Here is a 24,773-nt window from a genome sequence, read left to right as displayed (position 1 = left end):
TGGATATGGCCGCCCGGAGCGATTGGCGTTTGCGTCGTATAAGCCTCATACGAATCCTTCGTAATCTCCTTGTGATAGGTCATGCGGCAAGCTGCGGGCGGAAGATCACATCGGCATAGTAATTGGCTGAATCATAGGTATTGCTCGGGAAGAGCCCCGTGGTCGCCGATCCGCCATAGGCGTAGACACCGTTCCCGCCGGCCGCGGCACTGGACTGGGCCGTCAGCGGACCATTTGTCACGGCATTGTTGAAGAAGGCATCCGTCGCGACGTAAGCGCCTGTTGTGTGATAGGAGGCGACATAGGTGGTATTGGCTGTGATGGTGACGGGTGTTGTAAAGTTGACCGTCTGCCAGCCGCTTGCCGTGGTGTTGGTGAAGGTGGCGGTCGCGAGCTTGGTGCCGGTGGAACTCCACAGGTCGACGACGTTCTGTCCGTTGTCGTTGGCGCTGCGATAGAACTTGATGCCGGTAATGTCGCCGCCAACATTCGACTGGAACTTGACGCCGAGCTCAAGCTGCTGACCGTCGTTGAGGTTCGTCTGGGTCGGCGTGCTGGAGGCGGAGAACAGGCTGTAGGTCGTTGGTGCTGCCGACACTGCGACACTGAAGGTCTCGTTGGCCGAAAGACCACCGAGATCGGTCGCCGTTACCTTGACGCCGTAAGTGCCTGATATCGTGGGCGTACCACTGAACGTCCGGGTCGTGGCATTGAAGCTCAGCCAGGTGGGCAGCGCCGTACCGTCGGCGGCCGTTGCCGAGTAGGTCAGCGTCTCGCCGCTGTCGACATCGGTGAAGGTCGTCGTCGGCACCGCGAAGGAGAAGGCAGAGCCGACGGTGGCGTTCTGGGTCGCCGTCTGAACGGCCAGCACCGGTGCGTCATTGGCGCCATGGATGGTGATGGTCAGGCTGGCCGTGGCGGTGGCCCCGGCCGTGTCGCGCATCGTGTAGCTGAAGACATCGCTCAGCGTATTGGTCGACTGGCGCAGCCCCTGGACAGCGGCATTGGTCTCGTTGACGGCATAGCTATAGGCACCCGATGCATTGAGCACGAGGCTGCCATAGGTGCCGTTCAGCGCCGTGCCGAGCGTGCCCGATGTCGAGCCGAAGACCACGGCCGTGACCGTCTTGGTGTCGCCGGCATCCGGATCGGTGTCGTTGGTCAGCACGTTGCCGCTCGCAACCGCACCGCCCGAACCATTGGCCACCCCACCCTTCTCGGTCGCGTCGCCAGCATCGGCAACCGCCGTTGGCGTCGTATTGCCAGGCGTCGATACGGCGATGCTGAAGGTCTCGTTGGCCGAAAGGCCACCGAGGTCTGTCGCCGTTACCTTGACGCCATAGCTTCCGCCTGTCGTCGGCGTACCACTGAACGTCCGTGTCGTGGCATTGAAGCTCAGCCAGGCGGGAAGCGCCGTGCCATCAGCAGCCGTTGCCGAATAGGTCAGCGTCTCGCCGCTGTCGACATCGGTGAAGGTCGTGGTCGGCACCGCGAAGGAGAAGGCAGAGCCGACGGTGGCGTTCTGGGTCGCCGTCTGGACGGCCAGCACCGGTGCGTCATTGGCGCCATGGATGGTGATGGTCAGGCTGGCCGTCGCGGTGGCCCCGGCCGTGTCACGCATCGTGTAGCTGAAGACATCGCTCAGCGTATTGGTCGACTGGCGCAGCCCCTGGACGGCGGCATTGGTCTCGTTGACGGCATAGCTATAGGCACCCGATGCATTGAGCACGAGGCTGCCATAGGTGCCGTTCAGCGCCGTGCCGAGCGTGCCCGATGTCGAACCGAAGACCACGGCCGTGACCGTCTTGGTGTCGCCGGCATCCGGATCGGTGTCGTTGGTCAGCACGTTGCCGCTCGCAACCGCGCCGCCCGAACCATTGGCCACACCACCCTTCTCGGTCGCGTCGCCAGCATCGGCAACCGCCGTTGGCGTCGTATTGTTCGCGGTCGAGGGGCGGAAGACCACATCGGCATAGTAATTGGCGGCACCGTAGGTGGCGTTCGGGAAAATACCTGTCGTGGCCGATCCGCCATAGCGGTAGACGCCATTGCCACTGGCTGTCGCCGTCAGCGGGCCGCTGGTGACGGCCGTTGTATAGAAATTGTTGGTCGCGACGTAAGCGCCTGTTGTGTGATAGGAGGCGACATAGGTGGTATTGGCTGTGATGGTGACGGGTGTTGTAAAGTTGACCGTCTGCCAGCCGCTTGCCGTGGTGTTGGTGAAGGTGGCCGTCGCGAGTTTGGTGCCGGTGGAACTCCACAGGTCGACGACGTTCTGTCCGTTGTCGTTGGCGCTGCGATAGAACTTGATGCCGGTAATGTCGCCGCCAACATTCGACTGGAACTTGACGCCGAGCTCAAGCTGCTGACCGTCGTTGAGGTTCGTCTGGGTCGGCGTGCTGGAGGCGGAGAACAGGCTGTAGGTCGTTGGTGCTGCCGACACTGCGACACTGAAGGTCTCGTTGGCCGAAAGACCACCGAGATCGGTCGCCGTTACCTTGACGCCGTAAGTGCCTGATATCGTGGGCGTACCACTGAACGTCCGGGTCGTGGCATTGAAGCTCAGCCAGGTGGGCAGCGCCGTACCGTCGGCGGCCGTTGCCGAGTAGGTCAGCGTCTCGCCGCTGTCGACATCGGTGAAGGTCGTCGTCGGAACCGCGAAGGAGAAGGCAGAGCCGACGGTGGCGTTCTGGGTCGCCGTCTGAACGGCCAGCACCGGTGCGTCATTGGCGCCATGGATGGTGATGGTCAGGCTGGCCGTGGCGGTGGCCCCGGCCGTGTCGCGCATCGTGTAGCTGAAGACATCGCTCAGCGTATTGGTCGACTGGCGCAGCCCCTGGACAGCGGCATTGGTCTCGTTGACGGCATAGCTATAGGCACCCGATGCATTGAGCACGAGGCTGCCATAGGTGCCGTTCAGCGCCGTGCCGAGCGTGCCCGATGTCGAGCCGAAGACCACGGCCGTGACCGTCTTGGTGTCGCCGGCATCCGGATCGGTGTCGTTGGTCAGCACGTTGCCGCTCGCAACCGCGCCGCCCGAACCATTGGCCACACCACCCTTCTCGGTCGCGTCGCCAGCATCGGCAACCGCCGTTGGCGTCGTATTGCCAGGCGTCGATACGGCGATGCTGAAGGTCTCGTTGGCCGAAAGGCCACCGAGGTCTGTCGCCGTTACCTTGACGCCGTAAGTGCCTGATATCGTGGGCGTGCCGGAGAATGTCCGGGTCGTGGCATTGAAGCTCAGCCAGGTGGGCAGCGCCGTACCGTCGGCGGCCGTTGCCGAATAGGTCAGCGTCTCGCCGCTGTCGACATCGGTGAAGGTCGTCGTCGGCACCGCGAAGGAGAAGGCAGAGCCGACGGTGGCGTTCTGGGTCGCCGTCTGGACGGCGAGCACCGGTGCGTCATTGGCGCCATGGATGGTGATGGTCAGGCTGGCCGTCGCGGTGGCCCCGGCCGTGTCACGCATCGTGTAGCTGAAGACATCGCTCAGCGTATTGGTCGACTGGCGCAGCCCCTGGACGGCGGCATTGGTCTCGTTGACGGCATAGCTATAGGCACCCGATGCATTGAGCACGAGGCTGCCATAGGTGCCGTTCAGCGCCGTGCCGAGCGTGCCCGATGTCGAACCGAAGACCACGGCCGTGACCGTCTTGGTGTCGCCGGCATCCGGATCGGTGTCGTTGGTCAGCACGTTGCCGCTCGCAACCGCGCCGCCCGAACCATTGGCCACACCACCCTTCTCGGTCGCGTCGCCAGCATCGGCAACCGCCGTTGGCGTCGTGTTGGAGCCCGGCGTGGTGAACATCACGTCGACCCAATAGTTGGTCTGTTCGAAGGTGCTCGTAGGGAAGAGGCTGTTGCTGCCATAGGCATATACGCCGTTGCCACTGGCCGGCGCCGTCAGGGAGCCGCTCGTCACGTTGGAGACGAAGTAATTGGCGGTTGTCGAATAGTGGCCGGTATCGGTGTGGTAGGACGCCGTGTAGGTCTGACCGGCCGTCAACGCCACCGGGCTCGAAAAATAGGCGATCTGCCAGCCGCTGGCAGTTTCGTTCGTGAAGGTGAGGGTCGCAAGCCGCGTACCGGTGCTCGACCAGAGTGAACCGGTATGCGTGCCGGTATCCTGGCTGCCCTTGTAAAAGCGAATGCCGGTGACGGTGCCTGCCGCGGAGGTCTGGAATTTGACCCCGAGCTCAACGGCCGACGTATCATCGGTGTTGACGACAGCCGGCGTCGCCGAGCCGAAGAGCGACGTGTAGCTCGCCCCGGTGACGGTGACCGTGCGTCCCGCCGAAGGGGTCTCAAGGTTGATGCTGTCGTCGACTGCCCGTGACCGGATCGTGTAGCTGCCCGCCACCTGCGGCGACCATGTATATGTCCAGTTTTCATCGCCCGTCGCCGGATGCCAGCTCGCCCCATTGTCGGTCGAGACCTCGACACCGGCAATGACCCCGCCGCCCGTGTCGGTGGCGGTCCCCGTGATCGTAACTGTAGAGCCGACGGTCGCCGTTGATGGCACGGTGATGATGGAGGTCGGCGCGACGTGATCGGTGGAGCCTGTCGTGGCGACAAGGCCGGACTGCAGCGTCCCGGGCTGAATGCCCATGTCGGCCAGCAGATTGACCATTGCCTGCTGTACGCGGGGATCGGTCGGGGTTGCCTCATTATCGTGATTGTTGCTTAAGCCCCATGTCCAGTAGACGGTACCGGCGCCGAACACCAGTGCGCCGCTCGGCGCACGATAGAGCGTCAGATTGTGGGTCGCGGTCGCGTTACCGGTCGTGTTTCCGTAATCGAGCAAATAGGTGCTGACCGGAAGCGTCGTCGACGACAGCTTGACGAGGCCGGCGGGATCAAAGCCGTTGTCAGGCGCTTCATCCCATTCGTAACCAAGATAGTTCTTGGTCAGCGTTGCCGTCTGGCCGGGCTGAAGATTGGCGACGCTGGTATTGCGCCAGAAACGCAGGTTGGCATCATCATATCCAACGGTGATCGCGCTGAGATTGCTGCCGACATCATCGACCTTGAACAACTGTCCGGTCAGCGAGTTTTCCGGGTTTCCGCCGCCGATCGCGGGTGGGCTGAGACGCGGATCGCGGAAGGTACCCGTCCACTGGTTGGAAGGATCGATGCTGGCGCCGGGCGACCAGGTCTCCTTGTAGGAAATCAGGGTTCGATAAGGCGTGCCGTCGGCGCTGTAGGCATTGCCCCAACGGGTGCGCCAATAGACCTCGTTACCGCTCCAGAACATCAGGTTGACGCCCGCATCGCGCGCGGCTTCGACATTCGTCCTCTGCTGACCGGACCAGTATTCGTCATGCCCGGCATCAATATAGGTCTTGTGATTGAGCAGCAGGCTGCCATAGCGGTCGACGTCCACACCTGACAGGTACGAAACATCGTAGCCGTTCTGCTCCAGCCAGTAGATGCCTGCATATTCAGCGCCGAACAGGTAGTCCTGCGGACCGGCATACGTGCCAACCCCGCCACGGGTCGCAATCGGCCTGTTGTAACTGACAGCATAGGCGCGACCAGCGCCCTGCCCCGTTGCCGGACCATTACCGCCGTAGAAGTTTGCACCACCCCAGCCGTTATAGGCTTGCCAGGTCTGGTCAGCGGTCTGGAAGACGATATCGCTGTGGCTGTCGTCGTCGCGCACGATGAAAGGGATCTGATTTTCGCCGAAGGTGCCGTCCTGTCGCACGAGCTTGGCGATATAAACGCCTGAAACGGCATCTTCAGGCACGGTCCAAGAGGCCGACACGGCCCAGTTACCGGCATCCACGGTGCCGGTCGTGGCATTGCGCAACGGATTGGGTTGGTTCTGCACGCCGGTGTGCTGAATGGTCGTGACCTTGCGCGCACCCATGCCGCCATAATAGCCGAGGCGGTAGATATCGATCCTGTAATTGTTGGAATCGGTGTCGATCTTGAAGCTGATCGTCTTACCGTTATCGACGCTGATATCGGTCGCGAATCCCTCGATATTGGAGCTGCCGGCGCCGTCGATGCCCCACTCGCTCTCCGGATTGCCCTGCAGCAGATTTTCCGCCACGACCTTGTTGGCGGGCGCCGCTGCGGCTGCCAGACTTTGCGTCGCCAAAGACCGCTGCGTGATCGGGGGTGTGGTGACCGAGCCGGAAAGGACCCCTCGACCCTTGGTGCCGGTTAACGTTCCCATTTCTCCGCCGCCGGGCAACGATCCGTTGAAGTTCGACAAATTCGTCGAGGTAACGGTCGCCCGCCAGTTCGACAGCGGGGATAAGTTGCGATCGAGAAGCGGGTCGCTGACTGATGCGCCGATGGCTCGCTTGATCGTGGCTACATAGTCCGGCCCTTCGGTCAGCCTTGTCCCCGGCAATTGACCATCCTGCTGAAGCATGGCGCCGCCATGGGCCCAATCGAGAATCCGCGTGGGGGATGTGAAGTAGCCGCAGCCGCAGACACCGAAAGGCATGCCGAACGCCAGTGAATTCGATCCGCCGTGATGTGCAGCCACCGCTGCTGCCGACGGGCTCGTTTCGAGGATGACCACCTTGCCGGAGTGAGAGCGCCCGCCTGCTACGGCAGCGGAACCTTGTCCTGATACTGCCGGTCCGGGGCTCTGCGGCAGATAAGGGGCCAGGGGATCCTCGCCCATGGTGCCAATGCCGGCATAACTGCGGTAACCATTCGCGTTCTGCCCGAAAGCTGCAAAAACCGGACCATGGGCCGACAGGACAGACGCGGCTAAGCCTCCGCTTCGAACGCCCGTTTCGCGCGCGGCCGCGAAAGCCTCGGCCAAGGATGGGGACACGGGGTCCAGATCGCTCTGAAGATCTGCTTCGCCGATCGCGTCCACTCTTGATTCTTTATCCTGTCCGCCGAGCGCAGAGCTGTCGTCGGGATTGCCGACAAGGTTGCTTCCCGTGCTTTCGCCCGTTGTCTGCACGGATGTGGCAAGCTGAGCAGTATCCTCGGGCCGCTCGGCATTCTTACGAGGCTTTGCCTTTCCACCAACACCCAACCAACGGGGAGCCCACGAATCCAGCAGAAGTGAGCGCGAAGCCCACCGGCGAGCGTTGCGATACATGGCGTGCCCTCTCGCGAAATTGTCAGGACCAAATCTATGAGGATCGTTCGATACGCGGACCTCCAATTATAATCGAAAATGGACGAGTATATCCTACCCATTTTGACCTAGAGGCGGCATCCTTTAAGGCAAACGGGCTTTCGCGCAGAGCCGTGACTTGCCTTTCGCCGAGCGACGAGCGGTGCGACCGTCGGATCTGCTTCGTATTACGAATCGTTGCTGGCAAACTCGGCAAAGCTTGCTGCCTTGGAGACTTAGCAACTGGCAATCAGTCGCTCTCCATTGCCAACTCCTCTTCGCGGAACACAAGTCGCTCTTCCGCGCAACGGGCACCGAGATGATGTCGGGGGCGGGTTCGAACGCTGTGCTGCGGATCCCTCCTCCGAGACGCCGTCCAAAATCGATGCACGGCCTCAAAATTGAGCACCACGACAAGGCCGGGGTCTTTCCCATCCGAAAGAGCTATCGTTTGGCGCAATCTTCGCCCGTTCGGAGTATTGATGCTGAGCCGTAACGATATAGGCTCTGCGCCGCCGTGACAGCATGCCGAATCGAAAGATTTCGGCTGCATGGGAGGGAGCCCTAGCGCGGTCAAAATCTGGAAAAAGCGAGACACTGACATGAGACAATCCATGGAGAGGATCATGGAGCGGCGATTGAGTGCCATCCTCGCTGCCGATGTGGTCGGATACAGCCGGCTCATGGGCATAGACGAGACGGGCACGCTGCAGGCTTTGAACCGCCATCGCTGCGAACTGGTCGACATCCGCATATCCGATTACAAGGGCCGCATCGTCAAACTGACCGGCGACGGCATCCTGGCCGAGTTTCAGAGCGTCGTGAACGCCGTGGCCTGCGCTGCCGAAATCCAGCGCACCATGGCCGTGCGCAATGAAAACGTGGCCAAGGAAGAGCGCGTCGAATTCCGCATCGGCATCAATCTCGGCGATGTCGTCGTCGAAAATGACGATATCTTCGGCGACGGCGTCAACGTTGCCGCGCGTCTGGAAGGTATTGCTCCGGCCGGCGGCATTGCGGTGTCGGCAATCGTGCGGGATCAAGTCGGCACACGCCTCAATCTCGGCTTCGATTTTTTAGGTGAACACGTGTTCAAAAACATCCGGCAGCCGGTGCAGGTTTACACGGTTTCCTTCGAAAAGCCGAGTTCTACCCGCTTCGTCGCGCAGAACCGCAATACCTGTTTCATCGCCGTCCTGCCCTTCACCAACATGAGCGGCGATGCCGATCAGGATTACTTCTCCGACGGCATCACCGAGGACATCATCACCGATCTTTCCAAGGTCTCCAGCCTCCATGTGGTGCCGCGCAATACCGTCTTCACGTACAAGGGCACATCGGTGAGGGTGAAGCAGGTCGCCCAGGAACTCGGCGTGCGTTACATGCTGGAAGGCAGTGTGCGCATCGTCGGCACGCGGGTGCGCATCTCCGGCCAGCTGATTGACACGGCGAACGGTGATCATCTGTGGGCCGAACGCTTTGATCGAGACCTCACCGATATCTTCGCCATCCAGGATGAGATCACCAACGCGATCGTCAGCCAATTGAAGGTGCGGTTGCTGCCGGAAGAGCGCAAGGCCATTGCCGCCGAGCCGACGGCCAATGTCGAGGCCTATACCTACTACCTGAGAGGCCGACAGCTCTCCCATAGCTGGACCAAGTCCTATCTGCAGCTTGCCCGGCGCATGTTCTACAAGGCCGTCGAACTGGATCCGGATTATGGCCGTGCCTATGCAGGCATCGCCGATTGCGATGCGGCGATCCGCGACTGGGCTCCCGACGATGTGCCCCTGGAGCGCATCCTCGCCATGAGCGCCAAGGCCCTGGAACTCGATCCCGACCTCGCCGAGGCTCATGCCTCCCGCGGCCTCGCACTGCATCAGAAGGGCGAGGACGACGAGGCAACGGCATGCTTCGAACGGGCGCTTTCCCTCGATCCCAACCTCTATGAAGCAAATTTCCACTATGCCCGCATCTTCTTCATGCACGGGAATTTCGCCGAAGCGGTGCATTACTTTAGCCGCGCCGCCGAAATCCGCCCCGACGACTATGTTTCGCCGATCCATCTGATGTCCTCATACCACTCTCTCGGACGGACGGCGGACCGGGAAAGCTGGGCGCGAAAAGGCATTGAAAGAGCCGAGCGGGCGCTCAATCAGAATCCGGAAAACTCCGGCCCCGCCCATCGCGGCGCGCTTGCCCTTGCCCATCTCGGCGAAGCAGCGCGAGCCTGCGACTGGGCCGCTCGGGCGAGCGCCATCGATCCCGATGATATCGTCGCCCAATATAATCTCGCCTGCGTCCACTCCGTGCTCGGCCATGTGGAACGTGCGATCGATATCCTGGAGGGCTTGCTGCCCCGTACCTCGGTCTACCATATCAAATGGTTCACTCATGATTCAGACCTGGACAACCTGCGCAAGGATCCGCGTTTCATGAAACTTGTCGCGGAAGCGATGAAGGGGCGGGAACGGATCGAGGCATAGGTCGCGGTAAAAGGACGCTAATGGGAGAGCCGAGCGCGCCTGTGCGCTTGGCCGGCACGCCGTTCCACGGGATATCAGGCAAGCGGCCTTTTCACGGCGAGCGCCTATACCAAGGTCCAGTTGGGTGTCTCCGCCACTCTGATATCTCTCCGGGTTGAGAAGCTCAGGGCGAGGCCTAGCTTCCTTTTACCATTCACCTGAAACCCAGAGCCCGGGAGCCCTTCGATGAAATCCAAAGTAGCTGATGTCCTGACAGAGGTGCTGCATTCGGCCGGCGTCAAACGGATATATGGGGTGGTCGGCGACAGCTTGAACGGGCTCACGGAAGCGCTGCGAAAGCGAGGCGACATCGAGTGGGTTCATACCCGCCACGAAGAGACAGCCGCTTTCGCGGCCGGGGCCGAAGCCCATCTCAGCGGCGAACTGGCCGTGTGCGCCGGAAGCTGCGGCCCGGGCAACCTCCACCTCATCAACGGCCTGTTCGATTGCCATCGCTCACGCGTCCCGGTCCTCGCCATTGCCGCCCAGATACCGTCGGCCGAAATCGGCAGGGGCTATTTCCAGGAAACGCATCCGGACCAGCTTTTCCGGGAATGCAGCCACTATTGCGAGCTTGTCAGCCATCCCGAGCAATTGCCCGCAGTCATCGAGACGGCCATTCGCACGGCCATCGGAAAGCGAGGCGTTGCCGTCGTGGTTATTTCGGGCGACGTGGCATTGACCGATTTCACGGCGAAGATTTCGACACCGGCCGCACTCACGCTGGCCCAACCGAACGTCGTGCCGGCGAACGATCAGATCGATCGACTGTCGGAACTACTCAATAACAGCTCGAAGGTTACCCTTCTCTGCGGACGCGGCTGCGAAGGAGCGCATGACGAGTTGATCGCCTTTGCGGACCGGCTGAAGGCGCCTGTTGTCCACGCGCTCGGCGGCAAGGAACATGTCGAGTGGGACAATCCCTTCGATGTCGGCATGACCGGTCTAATCGGCTTTTCCTCGGGCTACAAGGCCATGCTAGAGTGCGACACGCTTCTCATGCTCGGCACCGATTTCCCATACCGGCAGTTCTACCCAACCGACGCCAAGATCGTGCAGGTGGATATTCGACCGGAGAATCTCGGCCGCCGGGCCTCGCTCGATCTTGCAATCGTCGGCGACGTCAAATCGACACTGGCGGCAACGCTGCCGAAGCTGATGGAGCGAACCGACAGGGATCATCTCGATGCTTGCCTTGCGGCCTACAGGAAGGCGCGTGAGGGCCTCGACGACCTCGCCACAGGCCGAGAGGGCGGCAAGATTCATCCGCAATATGTGGCACGCCTTCTGAGCGAGCATGCGTCCGACGATGCGGTTTTCACCTTCGATGTCGGGACCCCCACGATCTGGGCGGCCCGCTACCTGAAAATGAACGGAAAGCGTCGCCTCATCGGATCCCTGGTTCACGGATCGATGGCCAACGCACTTCCTCAGGCGATCGGGGCGCAGGCAACATACAAGGGACGCCAGATCATCAGCATGTCCGGCGATGGCGGCTTTGCCATGCTGATGGGCGACTTCCTGACGCTCGTTCAGCAAAACCTGCCGGTGAAGGTTGTTGTATTCAACAATTCCGTTCTCGGTTTCGTGGCAATGGAAATGAAGGCTTCAGGCTTCCTCGAGACGGGTACCGAACTCAAGAATCCGGATTTTGCAGCTGTCGCTCGGGCGGCGGGAGTCCATGGCATTCGCGTGGAGAGCCCCGCCGAACTCGACGGTGCCATCAGGGAAATTCTGGCGCATCCTGGTCCGGCACTGCTCGACGTCGTCGTCACCAATACGCAGGAACTGTCGATGCCGCCCCGGATCGAAGCAGCGCAGGTGAAAGGTTTCGGTCTCTGGGCCATTCGCGCGGTGATGAACGGCCGTGGAGACGAACTCGTCGACCTGACGGTCTCAAATTTCCTGTCTCGCTGACGGCGAATGCCGCCGTCGGTCGGCGCCGGAATAGCCTGCGGGAAAGAGCCCATCGAGCGCTCGGCACCGACCGATACTGCTGTAACCGCTTTGAGCTTGGTTCAGTTCAGATAGGCATCGCGCCAATCACCGTTGGAACCGATCGTCACACCGGCCTCGTTGAACAAATGAACGAAAGGCTCGCGGATGACGATCGGTATTCGTGCGCCGGCGGCTGCACGGCTGATGCCGCGCAGTGCCACGGTAAAGCCATTTCCGGTCGCAGTCTCGGCGTGGATGATCGTTTCCGATCCAAGGATTTCGGTGTCGCCGACAGTGATCTCCAGGCTGCCCTCCCCGATCTCGCAATGTTCGGGCCTTACTCCGAACGTGACCGGAGCGCCGTCAGGCAGATCGACCTGCCGACCGGGCAAGGGAATATGGGTGCCGTCCTCCAGCGTAATCCCCATCAGGCCACCAATGCGCGCGATGCGGCCCGTGAGAAGGTTCATGGGCGGCGCACCAAGAAAGCGGGCGACGAAGAGGTTGGCCGGGCGTGCGTATAGCTCGATCGGCGGGCCGACCTGTTCGATGCGGCCTTCGTTGAGCACGACGATCTGGTCTGCCATGGTCATTGCCTCGACCTGATCGTGCGTCACGTAGACCATTGTCGACTTCAGCCGCCGATGCAGGCTGATCAGTTCCCCGCGCATCTTCACGCGCAGTTCGGCATCAAGATTGGAGAGCGGTTCGTCGAAGAGAAAGGCCTTCGGTTCCTTGACGATGGCGCGCCCGATCGCGACGCGCTGGCTCTGGCCGCCGGAAAGCTGGCTCGGCCGACGGGCCATAAGGTGCTCGATCTGCAGAATATTGGCCGCCTTGGCGACGCGGGCAGTAATTTCCGGCTTGCCAAGCTTCTGATTTTCCAGGCCGAATTTGAGGTTCTGCTCGACGCTCATATGCGGATAAAGCGCATAGGACTGGAAGACCATCGCCATGCCGCGCGCGGATGGCATAAGATGGTCGCAGCGCATGCCATCGATACGGATTTCCCCCGACGTGACTTCCTCCAGCCCTGCCATCATGCGCAGCAGGGTCGACTTGCCGCAGCCTGAAGGCCCGACAAAGACGGTGAACGAACCGTCGGCGATAGTCAGGTCGATGCCGTGTATGACTTCGAGACTTTGAAAGGCCTTGCGGACTGCCCTGAGTTCAATACCGGCCATTATGCCACCGTCTTAAGTTCGATCGACTGGCCCGCTGCGATGGACGTCGTGCCCGGAAGACGATGCGTCAGCCCGTCCACCGAGATTTCGGCGGCATTGAGGTTGCCTCCGAGCACCGCGAGAATGAGGCCGTCACCTTCGCGGGTCAATGTGCCGAAAGCGCTGCCGGCTGACCAAAACAGACGATAATCGCCCTTCACTTTCGGTGCGAAGGCGAGCGTGCCCGAGACGAAATCGGCGCTGAGGCCCGAGAAGGCGTTGACCAACTGCCAGGCCGACATCGAGCGTGCGTAATAGGAACCGCATTCGATGTCGTTCCAGGGATTGCGGCGCGAACCGTCATGCCGGTTGCGCGCACCGCAGACGATATCCATGCCCTCTTCGATAAGGCCGTGCATGATGAGATGCGAGGCAGCCATATATTCGATGCCAGTCCAGACCTCTTCGGCATAGGGAGCCGCGACCATCGGCTGGCGGATGCCTTCAGGATAGGTTGCGATCAAAAGCCCTGCCTCGTCTTCATAGGCATAGTTGCGGCAGGGATTGAAGTGATCCTCAAGCGTCGGGCGGAAATTGTTCCTGTGCACCGATTTCAGCGCGGTCCTCACCTTGTCTACGTCAAGGAACCCGCCGATACCGGCGACCTCGGCATGCCACTGGCCGAGGATCTGATCGGAGATGCAGCCCTCGCCCATCTGATATTTGAGCTCCTGAAACTCCTCCGACCAGTAGGTTTCCATGAAACCGTCGGCGAGGACCCCGGCCGCGCGGCCGACATCGAAGGGTATCAGCACGCCCTTGTCAGAGAGGTCGACCTTCTGGATGAACCAGCGGCCGTTGAAGAGCTCGGAATTGATGTAGGCCGCACCTGCCTTGCCCATGCGCGCCGTCTTTTCCGACAGGTCCGTATCGCCGAGGACCGCCGCCATTTCGGAAACACCGAGCAGGGCCGCCACATACATGGAGGCGAGCCAAGAATTCGGGCCGAACAGTTCCATGTCGAGCGTCTGATGCTGGCGGCCGGAGAGAATACCGGTCTGGTCGGGATCCCAGTGGTCAGGGTTTTCCGACGACCAGGCATATTCGATCGCCCGTTTGACACTAGGCCAGTAACGGCGGAGCCAATCGGTATCGCCGCAGAGCTTCCAGTCCCGGTAGGTTTTGATGATCGCACCGAAATGGCCGTCGGCGCAGGGGCCGATGATATCGAAGCCGGAACCCAGCGGCAGCTTCTGGCGGAAGGTCAACCCCCCGGTCGGCAACTGATTATAGGTAAATTCGGTCTCACGCAGCGTCCGCTCGATGGCGGGAAAGAGGTGCGAGACCGCCTGCTGGTAATTCCAGACATGGGTGCAGGTTCCCTCACAGGAGCCATCCTGGCTATGCTGGCCTTCCCAGGCCCAGAGCGCGCCATTTTCCAGGCGGATGCAGGTGGCAGTGCGCAGCAGCGCCAGGGTCGCACTCGCCGCATCCTTGACTTCCGCCGGAAGCGTTGTGTCGAACAATCCATCGCGAAAGGCCGCGGTATTCGCATGCAACGTGTCCCAACGTGTTAGCGCCTCGGTGGCGCTAGCGGTGGAATCTGCCCATTGCGTCGCATAATAGTTCGTCCAGCTCGGCGTCGGCCGATCGGGAATGGCGCCATCCGGCTTGTCGCGATAGGCCCAATAGACATCCCCATGCGGGAAGTTCCATGTGATGACGAAGCGCACCTTCCTGCGTTCGCCAGGGGCGACGGCGAAGCGGGCACCGAGCGTGCCGTGTTCCGGTTGCAGGCTCATGTGTCGAGAGGTGCGAGGCTCATCATAGTGCCGTTTCGGCAGGCGACCGGGTCTTGCAAACTCCTTCCAGTAGACAGAGAGATCATCGAACCATTGGCCCCGATAATGATGGTCCGTATGGTCGACATCGTCAGCGTCCGTTGCGATCGTCAGATCGCCGCGTTGTGTTGCCGACAACGTCGTATCGGACGAAGTCAGATGCAGGCTGCTGATGCCGCCTTCCTGCCTGAAGGTATGGATACCGCTGTTCGAGCCGTAATTGCCGAGCGTGCCGGCAAGCGTGTAGGTCAGTTCGTCCGCCGTATCGTTGACGATCTCGAATTCGAACATCGCCACCGGCATCGAGGAATCGCGGTCGTTGTGGGGAATGAAGGGGCTCAATGCCGCCAGCCTGACACCGCCCGGAAAACGCTGATCCCTGAAGACGAGATCGGCGGTCGGGAAGCGGCCGTAGAAATCGACCTCACGGAAATGCGGCACGCCGACCAGCGTCTGGCGGTTTGCGCCATGACCGAAGCCATCGAACATCTTGCGCAGCCCCGGCGCCCCGGAAGGGTTCAGGTCATAAGGCCCGTTCAGCACACGGGCATCGACGAGTTCTCCATCCTTTTCGGCCTTGATGGCGAAATGCGAGTAGCCGTTATAGCCCTGCAGCGCAGGCCGGTTGCGGATTGACCAATCGATCAGCCGGCCGCTGCCGGAGATAGACAGGCCGCCGGAGCCGATGCCGCCGAGCGGAAAGGCGATATAGCGCGTGCGCTCGCCCTTATAGGCAAAGCGGGGTTCGATGGAGGCGAGATCATCCCACATGAAATCAATATCCCTGATGTTAGTTCTTGATACCGCTCATCGTGATGCCTTCGATCACGAATTTCTGGGCGAGGAGAAAGAGGAGAACGACGGGCAGGATGGACATGCTCATTGCGGCCATCACGACCGAGAGATTGCCTGACGCCATGTAGCCGCGCAGCACATCCATCGCGACCGGCAGTGTCAGCGATTCATTCGAGCTCAAAAGCACTTTCGCCTGAAAATAATAGTTCCAGGTCTGGGTGAAGGTGATGATGCCGAGAGCCGAGAGCGCCGGGCGAAGCTGTGGCAGCGATATCCGCCAGAAGATCTTGAAATAGCCGGCACCATCCATAAGCGCCGCCTCTTCCAGTGCCTTCGGCTGGCTGAGCATGAATTGCCGCACCAGGAAGATGCCGAAGCTGGACGTGAGATACATCAGCGCCAGCCCGATCGGCTTGTCGAGCAGGCCGAGGCGCGCATAACCGAGATAAATCGGCAGGATCGTCACCTGTGCTGGAAACATCAGCCCGATGAGCAGGATGAAAAACAGGGTGTCGCGGCCGCGGAAATTCAGCCTGGCGAAGGCGAAGGCCGCAAGCGTACAGGTCACCATCTGGCCGACGGTGACGATGACGGCGATCATCACCGAGTTGAAGTAGATTTCCAGGAACGGCACACGCGAGGCCAGTACCTGCCGGTAGTTGGTGAGATCGAAGTTCGGCGGCAGGAAGCTCGGCGGCAGCTTGTAGGCATCCGAAACCGGACGGAACGACATCGAGAACAGCCAGAGGAACGGCAAGAGCATGCCGATCGCCATCACCACCATGGTGGCGATGATCGCCCAGTCGATCCAGCGTTGGGCGGCGCGAGTCTGCATCATATTGCTCATTGCTGCACCCACTTACGCGAGAGGATCTGCTGGATTGCCGTGATGATGAGGATGATCACGGTCATGACGACAGAGATCGAGGCCGCATAGCCGATCTGGAAACTGCCGAAGCCTTCCTCGACGATCTGGATAGACAGCGAGCGCGTGGCATCGCCCGGACCGCCCTGTGTCAGGATGACGATAGATTCGAACACCTGCAAAGCACCGATCGAGGCATAGACGATGCAGAAGAAAACGACGGGCGAGATATAGGGCAGCGTGATGCGGAAGAACTGACGCCAGGCCGGCGTCCCGTCCATCACAGCCGCCTCCAGGATGTTCTTCGGTACACCCTGAAGGGCGGCGATGAAGATGATCATGAAGAAGCCGGTATTCTTCCAGACGTCCATGATGATGATCGAGGTCATGGCCTGGCCGGCATCGGTGAGCCAGCGCACGCCAGGAAGGCCAAGGAGCCGCAGGTAATAATTGATGACGCCAAGATCATCGCCGTAGAAATAGGTCCAGACGATCGAGACAAAGGCGGCAGCGATGATGACGGGCAGGAAGAAGGCGAGCCTGAAGAAATAGAGCAGCCAGCCCGGCATGGCGCGGTTCAGTGCCAGTGCCAGCACAAGCCCGATAGACACGTTGAACGTGACGGCAAAGAGTGCGAAGCGCAGGGTGTTCCAGAGGATCTGAAGCGAACGCTGATCGGTGAAGAAGCGAATGAAGTTATCGAAACCGACCCATTGCGAGCCGAGCATGGGATCGTAATAGGCAAAGGCGAGGATCGTCGTGACGATGACCGGCGCGATGACGAAAGTCAGATAAAGCACCGTTGCCGGCAGCACGAAGAGGTAGCCGGTTGCAGCCTGCGCACGGCGCAGCTGCGATGTCTGGCGTCTTTCAATGGTCGCGGTCATGGCACCTGGTTCAGATAGCGGACATGGTTTGTCATTCGCCGCGCCCGGAATGGCAGATGCCGTCACGGCAACCTGCCCACCCGGCCGCGACGGCGGGAGGAAGATCGTGAGAACCCTTGATCGATCAGCCGCCCATGCGCTTCTTCAGCCGTTCGAAGGAAGCGTTGAGCTCGGCATCCGCCTGCTTCACGCCGTCGGCGATCTTGACTTCGCCGGCCATCATCGCCGTGTAATAGCGGATGAAGATCTTCTCGACTTCCTGGAAATTGGCAGGAGACGGCACGGCCTTGGTGTTCGGCAGCGTCTGGTAATAGAGCGCGGCACTCGGCGGGAAGCTCAGGAAGCCCGGCGTCTCGGCGGCCGACTTACGGCCGGGAACACCGCCACCCTTTTCGCCTTCCTCCTTCTGCGTTTCCTCGCTCGTCAGTTCGAGGATCAGCGCCTTGGCAAGATCCGGCTGCTTGCTCGTCTTGGCGACCGCATAGCCGCCGAAGCCGATCACGGTCGTGTCGGTTTCCTTGCTTGGCGGAATGGCGACATCCATGTTGAGCTTGTTGTTCTTGGCACTCTGGATGATCCAGTGGGCCGCGGCTGATCATGGCCACCTGGCCGGCCATGAACTGGTTGTCCATCGTATCCTTGCCGGGGATTGGCGAGACGCCGTCGACATGGATGAGGTCATGCAGGAATTGCAGGCTTTCGGCGACCTTGGGGTCGAGCAGGTTGGACGCCGTCCACTCGTCGTTGATGATGCCCGTACCATTCGAGAAGAACCAGGGCTGGATGAAGAAGTTCTGGTTCGGCACTTCATAACCGAACTGGGTAACGTTGCCGGAGGCATCCTTGATCGTCAGCTTCTTGGCGCGACGTCGCGGAACTCATCCCAGGTCCACTTGCCGTCCTTCGGATAGGCAATGCCGGCCTTGTCGAACAGATCCCTGTTGTAGTTGATCATGATGTTGTTCCAGCCGATCGGGATATAGTTGATATCCCCCTTGTAGCTCGACCTGCTTGAAGAGGCTCGGAGCGAAGTCCGAGAAGCCAGGATTTGCGGCAACGAAATCGTTGAGTGGCAGAAAGAGGCTGCCGCGACGAGAAGCTCTGGAAGGTCTCGATCGCCGTGCCATAGACATCGGCCTGCTGACCGGAATTGAACTGGCTGAAGACCTTGGTGACGTAGTCGCCCCAGCCCCGTCGAAATCGGGTCGACGGAAAGCTCGACCTTGACGTTCGGGTATTTCTTGTTGAAACGCGCCAATGGCGTTGTGGTCATGGCCGATAGCTCGGCGTCACCGCCGAAGCCCTGCATCTTCAGGGTCGCCGTTGACATCCGATTGTGCGCGAAAGGCGCGCCCGACACTTGCGCCGACAGCAAGAGCGGCAGACGAAATCAGCAGCGAAACGCCGCGAGAACTCATGCATGTGATCCTCCCTGATGCGCCTCCTCCGGCGCGTTGCCACGTATCCCGGCCTCCACCGGTCGAAACGTTTCGTGTATTCCTACTGAAATATTGCGGACCCAGTTCCTCCCCGGTCCCGCATGGCGTCATTTGCTTAGTCGAAACGTTTCGTATAAGAGCATCAGAACGGCCCGGTGGCAAGAGGGCCTGAGAAAAAGCTGGAGGATGCATGGCCACTATCAAGGATGTGGCGAAACGAGCGGGTGTCGCCATATCGACGGCATCGGGCGGCACTCAATCGTTCAGGCGCCCGTCAGCGACGAGGTGATCGCCAAGGTGGAGGCCGCTGTCCGCGACATCGGTTATATCCCGCATGGCGGCGCGCGCAGCCTGCGCATGGGCCGCTCCCGGCTGATCGGTCTGATCCTGCCTGATATCACCAACCCGCATTTTGCCAAGGTCGCCAAGGTCGTCGAGTCCGCCTGCCTCAATGCCGGCTACATGGCGGCGGTCTATTCGACGAGCGAGGATCACGACCGCGAGCAGCAGATCCTGACCATGATGCGCATGCAGCGCGTCGAAGGGCTCATCATCATTCCGACACGCTCGGATGCCGAGCATGGCGCCCGCATGGTCGACAAGATCCATGTGCCGACGATCCTGCTCGACAGTTTCATCGAGGGCCTGCCCTATGACGTGATCAAGCTCGACAATATCGCAGCCGGCCGCATGGCCACGGAACATCTGATCAGCCTTGGCCACAGACGGATCGCCGTCACTGCGGGACGCGCCAACATCATCACCGGTGAAGATCGTCTTGCCGGCTATATGCAGGCCCATGCCGCCCATGGCCTGCCCGTTGATCCGGGGCTGTTGCTTGAGGGGCGTTTCGACCAGGCGCGCGCGCATGACAGCACGATCCGCCGCATGCGCGAACCTGATCCGCCGACCGCGATTTTTGCATTATCGAACATGATGACGCTCGGCGTCCTGAATGCGCTGCGCGAATTGGGTTTCAGTGTGCCTGATGACGTCTCGGTCATCGGGATAGACGATTTCGATTTTGCTAACATCATGAATCCGCCGCCGACAGTCGTTGCCGCCCCGGTGCTCGATATGGCGCAGCAGGCCATCTCCACCCTTCTCAGCGAGATCTCCAGCAGGACGCCGCCAAGTGGCGCGCGGACGATCTTTTCCCCAAATCTGATCCTTCGTGAATCCTGCGCTGCACCGGCGGGTGAGCGGGCCAAAGCATGAGCTGAGAAGTCCAGAACGAAAGTCGACCCGACACCGCATGCCATTGCGCTCGCTTCATAAAAGCATCATGCGCATTTGCAATGAGAAACACCGAACCGCCTGCCATCCCCAGTCATCACACGGATTGTCTTCATGAAATCGTCTTCGACCGCCGCGCGCCTGTCGCCGGCAGCCTCGCCCCGCCTTCTCGTACTCGCCGAAACAGCCCTCAAGGCAGGGGAGACGGCGCGCAATGGCCTCAGACGGCGTACGGCCGCCGAGATGGTCCACAAGGCACCGCGCGACTACCAGACGGAAATCGATGTCGCGGTCGAGCGGATCATCGTCGAGGAAATGATGAGCGCGTTTCCGGCCTATGCGATCAAGGGCGAGGAAGAGGTCGGCAACCGGCAGGGCAGCGCGGACGCGCCGGTCATCTATATCGACCCGATCGACGGCACGACCAATTTCGCCTGGGGCATCCCGCATTTCGGCATGACGATCTCGATCGCCGAGGCCGGCCGCGTCGTCTCAGGGGTCGTCTATGACGCCATGCAGGACGAACTCTTCAGTGCAGAGGCCGGCGGCGGCGCCTGGCTGAACGGCGAGCAGATTCATTGCGCTGAGGTGGCCGATATCCAGAACGTGCTCGTTGGCGCCGGCCTGCCGATCCCCGGCCAGGTCAAGGCGGTCCCGGAAGAGCTTTATTTCGACGCCGTCAAGCGGCTGATGGCCAATACCGCCGGCGTGCGTCGGCTCGGTTCGGCAGCGCTTTCGATCGCCTATGTCGCCTGCGGCCGACTGGACGGCTTCTTCGAGGACGGCCTGTCGGTCCATGACTTCGGTGCCTCGGCACTCATGGTCGAGGAAGCAGGCGGTGTCGTCACACGGTTTTCCGGCGCGGCTGTGACCGGCAAAGGCGACATCCTGGCAGCAAGCAAGCCACTCTATCCCTGGCTGCGGGAGGGTTTTCAGCCGAAAGCCTGAGACCGTTCAAGCCGTATGAAGCGGCTGCATTATCGCAGCCGCCTGTGCGCCAGCCGACTGGTGAATCAGCGCATTGTCGCGGAAGGCGAAGAAGCCCGAGCAGCTGGGAGCGACGGTCATTCCGGCCCGGATCATATCGCCCGGCGCAACCATCGCCTTCAGCCTGACGCCATCGGCGAGATCGATATCGACGATCTTGTGCGTACCGAAGTCGGTGACGCGGTGGACGATTGCACCTGCCGCTCCGCTGGCCGGATGCACAGTCAGGGCTTCCGGGCGCATCGCAAGCATCACGGGACCATTTGCGACCGGAATGGAAAAACCGAAAAGCGGATGCGTGCAGATCCCATCTCGGATCTCGCTCTCGACGAAATTCATCGAGCCAATAAAGCCGGCGACGAAAGCCGTCTGCGGTTCGCGGTAGATGACGCTCGGCGGCGCCACCTGCTCCGTTCGGCCGTCGCGCATGACGACGATGCGGTCGGCAAGCGCCAGGGCTTCATCCTGGCCGTGGGTGACGAACAATGTCGTGATGCCGAGGCGCTGCTGGATGTCGCGCACTTCCTCACGCAGCCGCTCGCGCAGATGCTGGTCGAGACTGGCGAAGGGCTCGTCTAGCAGCAGGATCTTGGGCTCGAGGACGAGCGAGCGGGCAAGTGCGACACGCTGCTGCTGGCCGCCGGAAAGCTGCGTCACCGCGCGCTTCCCGTAATCTGCGAGACCGACGAGAGCGAGGGCATTCTCGACGCGCTCTCGAATTTCGGTCTTCGGCAGACGTCGCAGTTTGAGGCCGAAGGCGATGTTGTTGAAGACATCCATATGAGTCCAGAGCGCATGGCTCTGGAAGACCATGCCGGTTGGGCGCCGTTCCGGCGGCAGGGTCGTCACATCCCTGGCGTCGATGCGGATGCTGCCGCCGGTCGGCCGCTCGAAACCGCCGATCATACGCAGCAACGTCGATTTGCCGGAACCTGACGGGCCGAGCAGGCAGACGAGCTCACCATCACCGACCTCAAGCGAAAAATCGCTGACGGCAAAGGTATGGCCGAAGCTCTTCGAAACGCCTTCGATCGCCAGATGTGCCATTGTTATATCCTTTCTGCCGGCGCTCAGGCGCCGAAGCCCCGCGCAAAGGCGCCGGTCCCGATGACGCGCCGCGCAAACATCAATGCCGCAAAGGACGGCACCCAAAGCATCACGGAGAGAACCGCACCGTATTGCACGACGATCTGGTTGTTGATGAAGCTGATCATCAGCACCGGCATGGTGCGGATCTCCGGCGCACCGATCAGCCAGGCGCCTTCCGTCTCGTAAAAGGTGCCGACGAAGGTCAGGAGCAGGGCCGCTGATATGGTCGGAGCGGCCTGCGGCAGCGTGATCGACCAGAAGACGCGAAGCGGCGTGGCGCCCGCGTCGCGCGCGGCCTCCTCCATGCGCCGGTCGACATTCTGGAAAGCCGCGACCGGGATCCAGATCATCAGCATCAGCGTGCCGACGAGCTGGATCAACACCACACCCCAGAAGGTACTGATCAGACCGAGTTGCAGGAAGATGCCGGCAATCGCCACCAACAGACCGAATTTCGGAAAGGCATGGGAGGCAAGAAACGAGAGAAACAGGATGTTGCGGCCGGGAAAGCGCATCCGAGCAAAGGCATAGGCCGCCGGAAGACAGATGATCGCAGAGAGCAGCGTTACCGTCGCCGTCAGCCGCAAGCTGAGGAATAGCGCATCCCAGACATCCTTGCGAGCGAGCGTCTGCGACCAGAAACGCAGGCCGAACTGCTGGGGAATGACGGAAGGGTAGCGCCAGATCTCGGTGAAAGCCCAGGTCGCGACGACCAGCAGCGGCAACGCGATGAAAAGCGTCAGCAGCAATGCCAGCAGCAGCCCCGTCCAGTCGAATTTCAGAGCTGGCGACTGAGGCATCATCGGCCCTCGCGGTTGCGGGCGATCGACCAGACATAGAAGATGCCGAAGAGAAGGCAGAAGCCGAAGCTGATGACCGCCTGAGTCAGCGCGTTCAGCGGGTCATTCATATCCGCGAAGGTGCGCTGCATGAAGGGTCCCATCATCTCTGGCGAGGCGGGGCCGAGCACGTAGGGCAAGGTGAAAGCCGAGAATATGCCGAGAACGGCAAAGGAAGCGGTCACCAGCAGCGAGTTGCCCATGCGCGGCAAGATGATCGAGATGAAGACCCTTGGAGGCGTCGCGCCGACATCGCGAGCCGCCTCGATGGAACTGTTGGAAACGGACGTGAGCCCGGCCGTCAGCATCAAAACAGTCAAAGGCAGATTGTCCCAGGCAAGCCCTATGACCGGCCCCCAGGGCGTCAGATAGGGGCTCGGCAGCTTTGGCAAGCCGACGGCATTGAGCAGGATGTCGACCGTGCCGTTCGGTCCGATCGTGCGGATCAGCGCATAGGAAAGAATGATCGAAGGAACGAACATCGGAAAGATCGCGAGACCCTGCACATAGCCGGCAAGGCGACCGCCTGAAAAGCGCAGATAAAGCGCAATCGGAAGGCCGATCGCAAGCAGGAGCAGGCCGCAGACAAAGGTCGTCCAGAGCGTCAGCCAGAGATTGTTCAGGCTGTAGGCGTCGCTGAAGAAGAAATGGTAGGAGGCGAGCGAAAACGCAGTCGTTCCGTCAGGTTGACGCACGAAAATGGTCGTGGCGACCGCCGAAAAGATCGGAAAGATGATCAGCCAGCCGACCAGAAAGACCGGCATGCCGACGAGGAGGAGCCCGTAAAGGCTCCCCCTGCTGAGAGGCTGAGCACGGTCTATGACCGCAGGCTGCGCCGTATCGACCGTCATCAGGTGCGGCTGATACCGGGAGCGACGGTACGGTACCAGCCATCGTTGATCGCCTTTTCCCAATCGCCGCCCGGGAAGGTCGGGATGGTTGCCGGGATGACGTCGGCATATTTCTTGCGCAGATCTTCGGAAATGTGATCCCAGGAAACGCCCGGGAAACCACCGATTTCGGTGATGATGGCTTCCTGCATCTCGCTCGTCAGCATGAAGGCGGCAAGCTTGAGGGCGGCATCCTTGTTGGCACCGTTGGTGAAGATCGTCATAGCCGAAAAACCGCCGCAAAGCGCGAGGTCGGAAAGTTGCACAAGGCCGGTCGTCTCGGGCAGAACACCCTGCGAGATCGCCTGCAAGACCTGGTCGGACCAGACCGGAGCCATGGTCACGACGCCCTGGGAAAGCAGCTGGATCGACTGCGTGTTGCCGGCGGTATAGGCGCCCTTCTGATAGAGCGACGGCGCGAGATCGTTGAGGATCTTCCACGCCGGCGTCAGCGACTGCTCGGCAAAATCGACAGTGAAGTTGTCGATCTTGAATTTCTTCGGGTCGCGGCCGTTGGCTTCATGAATGGCGCGGCGAACGAAATTACCGCCCGAACCGCCCTTGTCCGGACGGTTGTAGATGAACTGGCCGGGATTGGCCTTGATCCAGGCCGTCAGCTGTTCCCAGGTCTTCGGCGCATCCTTCGGGTCGAGCTTGGTCTTGTCATAAGCGAGCAGAACCTGCGAGCCGCGATAGGGCAACGAGTAGGGCGTGTCGATAGCGAGCGGATTGACGCGGTCGAAGCCGGGTACGTTCTCAGCGGAGAACTTCACCCAGAGACCGGCATCGATACCGCCGGCCGGAAGGCGCGGATCAAAGGATTCGAAGAGGTCGGCCTGCGGATCGGTCTTGGTCTTAAGCGCAGCGAGAGCGCGGTCGCCGATGGCGCGAAGGCCGTTGTTGTCGCCGGCATCGGTAACCTTCAGCGCGACTTCCGGATGCGCCTTTTCGAAAGCCGGACGGATGATGTTGTTCCACAGGTCGATGATATTGGAATCCGACCCGCTGTAGAGGTCGATCGTGCCTGCGGCGGCCGAGGCAAAGCGCGGAAGGGCGAGAAGGCTCGCAGCCGCCGACGATGTGATCAGAAATTCGCGTCTATTCATACCCTGTCTCCCTTCACTGTCGAGGCCGCGCCCCTGATGAGTTCTGAGACTTGCTAGCCCCGGCGCGTAACACCGGAATGACA

General features: G+C 61.0%; 15 protein-coding genes. 4 read left to right on the top strand and 11 right to left on the bottom strand.

What is annotated here, in order from left to right; translation table 11 throughout:
- Positions 1 to 79: 79 nt before the first annotated feature.
- Complete coding sequence (locus LVY75_00715) at positions 80 to 6,640, bottom strand: DUF4082 domain-containing protein (GenBank protein XAZ20520.1); 6,561 nt, start codon at positions 6,638 to 6,640, stop codon at positions 80 to 82.
- 1,076 nt (positions 6,641 to 7,716) lie between these two features.
- On the opposite strand from LVY75_00715, the gene LVY75_00710 reads away from it, so the two are divergent.
- Positions 7,717 to 9,576 carry a tetratricopeptide repeat protein gene (locus tag LVY75_00710; protein XAZ21386.1) on the top strand — a complete coding sequence of 620 codons (1,860 nt, stop codon included), beginning with the start codon at positions 7,717 to 7,719 and terminating at the stop codon, positions 9,574 to 9,576.
- 225 nt (positions 9,577 to 9,801) lie between these two features.
- Positions 9,802 to 11,532, top strand: coding sequence for a ubiquinone-dependent pyruvate dehydrogenase (gene poxB, locus LVY75_00705; GenBank protein XAZ20519.1), 1,731 nt, complete (start codon positions 9,802 to 9,804; stop codon positions 11,530 to 11,532).
- A 101-nt stretch (positions 11,533 to 11,633) separates the two neighbouring features.
- Here the strand turns inward: poxB and ugpC are convergent, their stop codons facing one another.
- The 6 genes from ugpC to LVY75_00675 all read right to left on the bottom strand — a co-directional run bounded on the left by ugpC (position 11,634) and on the right by LVY75_00675 (position 18,434).
- Positions 11,634 to 12,737 (bottom strand): sn-glycerol-3-phosphate ABC transporter ATP-binding protein UgpC, encoded by a 1,104-nt coding sequence (gene ugpC, locus LVY75_00700; protein ID XAZ20518.1) that lies wholly within the window; start codon positions 12,735 to 12,737, stop codon positions 11,634 to 11,636.
- The gene (locus LVY75_00695) at positions 12,737 to 15,328 is read right to left on the bottom strand and encodes a non-lysosomal glucosylceramidase (protein XAZ20517.1); all 2,592 of its coding nucleotides are present in this window, start codon (positions 15,326 to 15,328) and stop codon (positions 12,737 to 12,739) included. The genes ugpC and LVY75_00695 overlap by 1 nt, the downstream gene beginning before the upstream one ends.
- A gap of 19 nt (positions 15,329 to 15,347) precedes the next feature.
- Entirely contained in the window at positions 15,348 to 16,199 is an 852-nt protein-coding gene (locus tag LVY75_00690) for a carbohydrate ABC transporter permease (GenBank protein ID XAZ20516.1), read from the bottom strand.
- Positions 16,196 to 17,104 (bottom strand): sugar ABC transporter permease, encoded by a 909-nt coding sequence (locus tag LVY75_00685; protein ID XAZ20515.1) that lies wholly within the window; start codon positions 17,102 to 17,104, stop codon positions 16,196 to 16,198. The genes LVY75_00690 and LVY75_00685 overlap by 4 nt, the downstream gene beginning before the upstream one ends.
- Before the next feature lie 124 nt (positions 17,105 to 17,228).
- Positions 17,229 to 17,648 (bottom strand): extracellular solute-binding protein, encoded by a 420-nt coding sequence (locus LVY75_00680; protein XAZ20514.1) that lies wholly within the window; start codon positions 17,646 to 17,648, stop codon positions 17,229 to 17,231.
- Positions 17,649 to 17,954: 306 nt separating this feature from the next.
- Positions 17,955 to 18,434, bottom strand: a complete 480-nt coding sequence (locus LVY75_00675; protein XAZ20513.1) for an extracellular solute-binding protein — start codon at positions 18,432 to 18,434, stop codon at positions 17,955 to 17,957.
- A gap of 295 nt (positions 18,435 to 18,729) precedes the next feature.
- Here LVY75_00675 and LVY75_00670 point away from each other — a divergent pair, with 295 nt between their 5' ends.
- Both LVY75_00670 and LVY75_00665 read left to right on the top strand, forming a co-directional pair.
- Positions 18,730 to 19,761: a LacI family transcriptional regulator gene (locus LVY75_00670; GenBank protein XAZ20512.1), complete on the top strand. Its 1,032-nt coding sequence runs from the start codon at positions 18,730 to 18,732 to the stop codon at positions 19,759 to 19,761.
- A gap of 132 nt (positions 19,762 to 19,893) precedes the next feature.
- On the top strand, positions 19,894 to 20,727 hold the full coding sequence (locus LVY75_00665; protein ID XAZ20511.1) for an inositol monophosphatase: 834 nt from the start codon (positions 19,894 to 19,896) through the stop codon (positions 20,725 to 20,727).
- Positions 20,728 to 20,733: 6 nt separating this feature from the next.
- Here the strand turns inward: LVY75_00665 and LVY75_00660 are convergent, their stop codons facing one another.
- Genes LVY75_00660 through LVY75_00645 form a run of 4 tightly spaced genes read right to left on the bottom strand, consistent with a single transcriptional unit; the run spans position 20,734 to position 24,690 of the window.
- Entirely contained in the window at positions 20,734 to 21,813 is a 1,080-nt protein-coding gene (locus LVY75_00660; GenBank protein ID XAZ20510.1) for an ABC transporter ATP-binding protein, read from the bottom strand.
- Between the two features lie 23 nt (positions 21,814 to 21,836).
- The gene (locus tag LVY75_00655; protein XAZ20509.1) at positions 21,837 to 22,658 is read right to left on the bottom strand and encodes an ABC transporter permease subunit; all 822 of its coding nucleotides are present in this window, start codon (positions 22,656 to 22,658) and stop codon (positions 21,837 to 21,839) included.
- Positions 22,655 to 23,545, bottom strand: a complete 891-nt coding sequence (locus tag LVY75_00650) for an ABC transporter permease subunit (protein ID XAZ20508.1) — start codon at positions 23,543 to 23,545, stop codon at positions 22,655 to 22,657. Before LVY75_00650 ends, LVY75_00655 begins: the two co-directional genes overlap by 4 nt.
- Entirely contained in the window at positions 23,545 to 24,690 is a 1,146-nt protein-coding gene (locus tag LVY75_00645; GenBank protein XAZ20507.1) for an extracellular solute-binding protein, read from the bottom strand. The genes LVY75_00650 and LVY75_00645 overlap by 1 nt, the downstream gene beginning before the upstream one ends.
- Positions 24,691 to 24,773 lie beyond the last annotated feature (83 nt).

This window comes from Sinorhizobium sp. B11 (assembly GCA_039725955.1).
Classification (GTDB): domain Bacteria; phylum Pseudomonadota; class Alphaproteobacteria; order Rhizobiales; family Rhizobiaceae; genus Rhizobium.
Note: the sequence above shows the minus strand (reverse complement) of the source record. Positions and strands in the feature narration are given on the sequence as shown.

What these genes read in the sequence shown, in the direction of transcription:
- LVY75_00675 (XAZ20513.1), bottom strand. Translation starts at nt 18,434, where the DNA reads ATGTCAACGGCGACCCTGAAGATGCAGGGCTTCGGCGGTGACGCCGAG.
- LVY75_00655 (XAZ20509.1), bottom strand. Translation starts at nt 22,658, where the DNA reads ATGATGCCTCAGTCGCCAGCTCTGAAATTCGACTGGACGGGGCTGCTG.
- LVY75_00680 (XAZ20514.1), bottom strand. Translation starts at nt 17,648, where the DNA reads ATGGATGTCGCCATTCCGCCAAGCAAGGAAACCGACACGACCGTGATC.
- LVY75_00710 (XAZ21386.1), top strand. Translation starts at nt 7,717, where the DNA reads ATGGAGCGGCGATTGAGTGCCATCCTCGCTGCCGATGTGGTCGGATAC.
- ugpC (XAZ20518.1), bottom strand. Translation starts at nt 12,737, where the DNA reads ATGGCCGGTATTGAACTCAGGGCAGTCCGCAAGGCCTTTCAAAGTCTC.
- LVY75_00645 (XAZ20507.1), bottom strand. Translation starts at nt 24,690, where the DNA reads ATGAATAGACGCGAATTTCTGATCACATCGTCGGCGGCTGCGAGCCTT.
- LVY75_00715 (XAZ20520.1), bottom strand. Translation starts at nt 6,640, where the DNA reads ATGGGCGAGGATCCCCTGGCCCCTTATCTGCCGCAGAGCCCCGGACCG.
- LVY75_00670 (XAZ20512.1), top strand. Translation starts at nt 18,730, where the DNA reads ATGCATGGCCACTATCAAGGATGTGGCGAAACGAGCGGGTGTCGCCAT.
- LVY75_00695 (XAZ20517.1), bottom strand. Translation starts at nt 15,328, where the DNA reads ATGTGGGATGATCTCGCCTCCATCGAACCCCGCTTTGCCTATAAGGGC.
- LVY75_00685 (XAZ20515.1), bottom strand. Translation starts at nt 17,104, where the DNA reads ATGACCGCGACCATTGAAAGACGCCAGACATCGCAGCTGCGCCGTGCG.
- LVY75_00690 (XAZ20516.1), bottom strand. Translation starts at nt 16,199, where the DNA reads ATGAGCAATATGATGCAGACTCGCGCCGCCCAACGCTGGATCGACTGG.
- poxB (XAZ20519.1), top strand. Translation starts at nt 9,802, where the DNA reads ATGAAATCCAAAGTAGCTGATGTCCTGACAGAGGTGCTGCATTCGGCC.
- LVY75_00650 (XAZ20508.1), bottom strand. Translation starts at nt 23,545, where the DNA reads ATGACGGTCGATACGGCGCAGCCTGCGGTCATAGACCGTGCTCAGCCT.
- LVY75_00660 (XAZ20510.1), bottom strand. Translation starts at nt 21,813, where the DNA reads ATGGCACATCTGGCGATCGAAGGCGTTTCGAAGAGCTTCGGCCATACC.
- LVY75_00665 (XAZ20511.1), top strand. Translation starts at nt 19,894, where the DNA reads ATGAAATCGTCTTCGACCGCCGCGCGCCTGTCGCCGGCAGCCTCGCCC.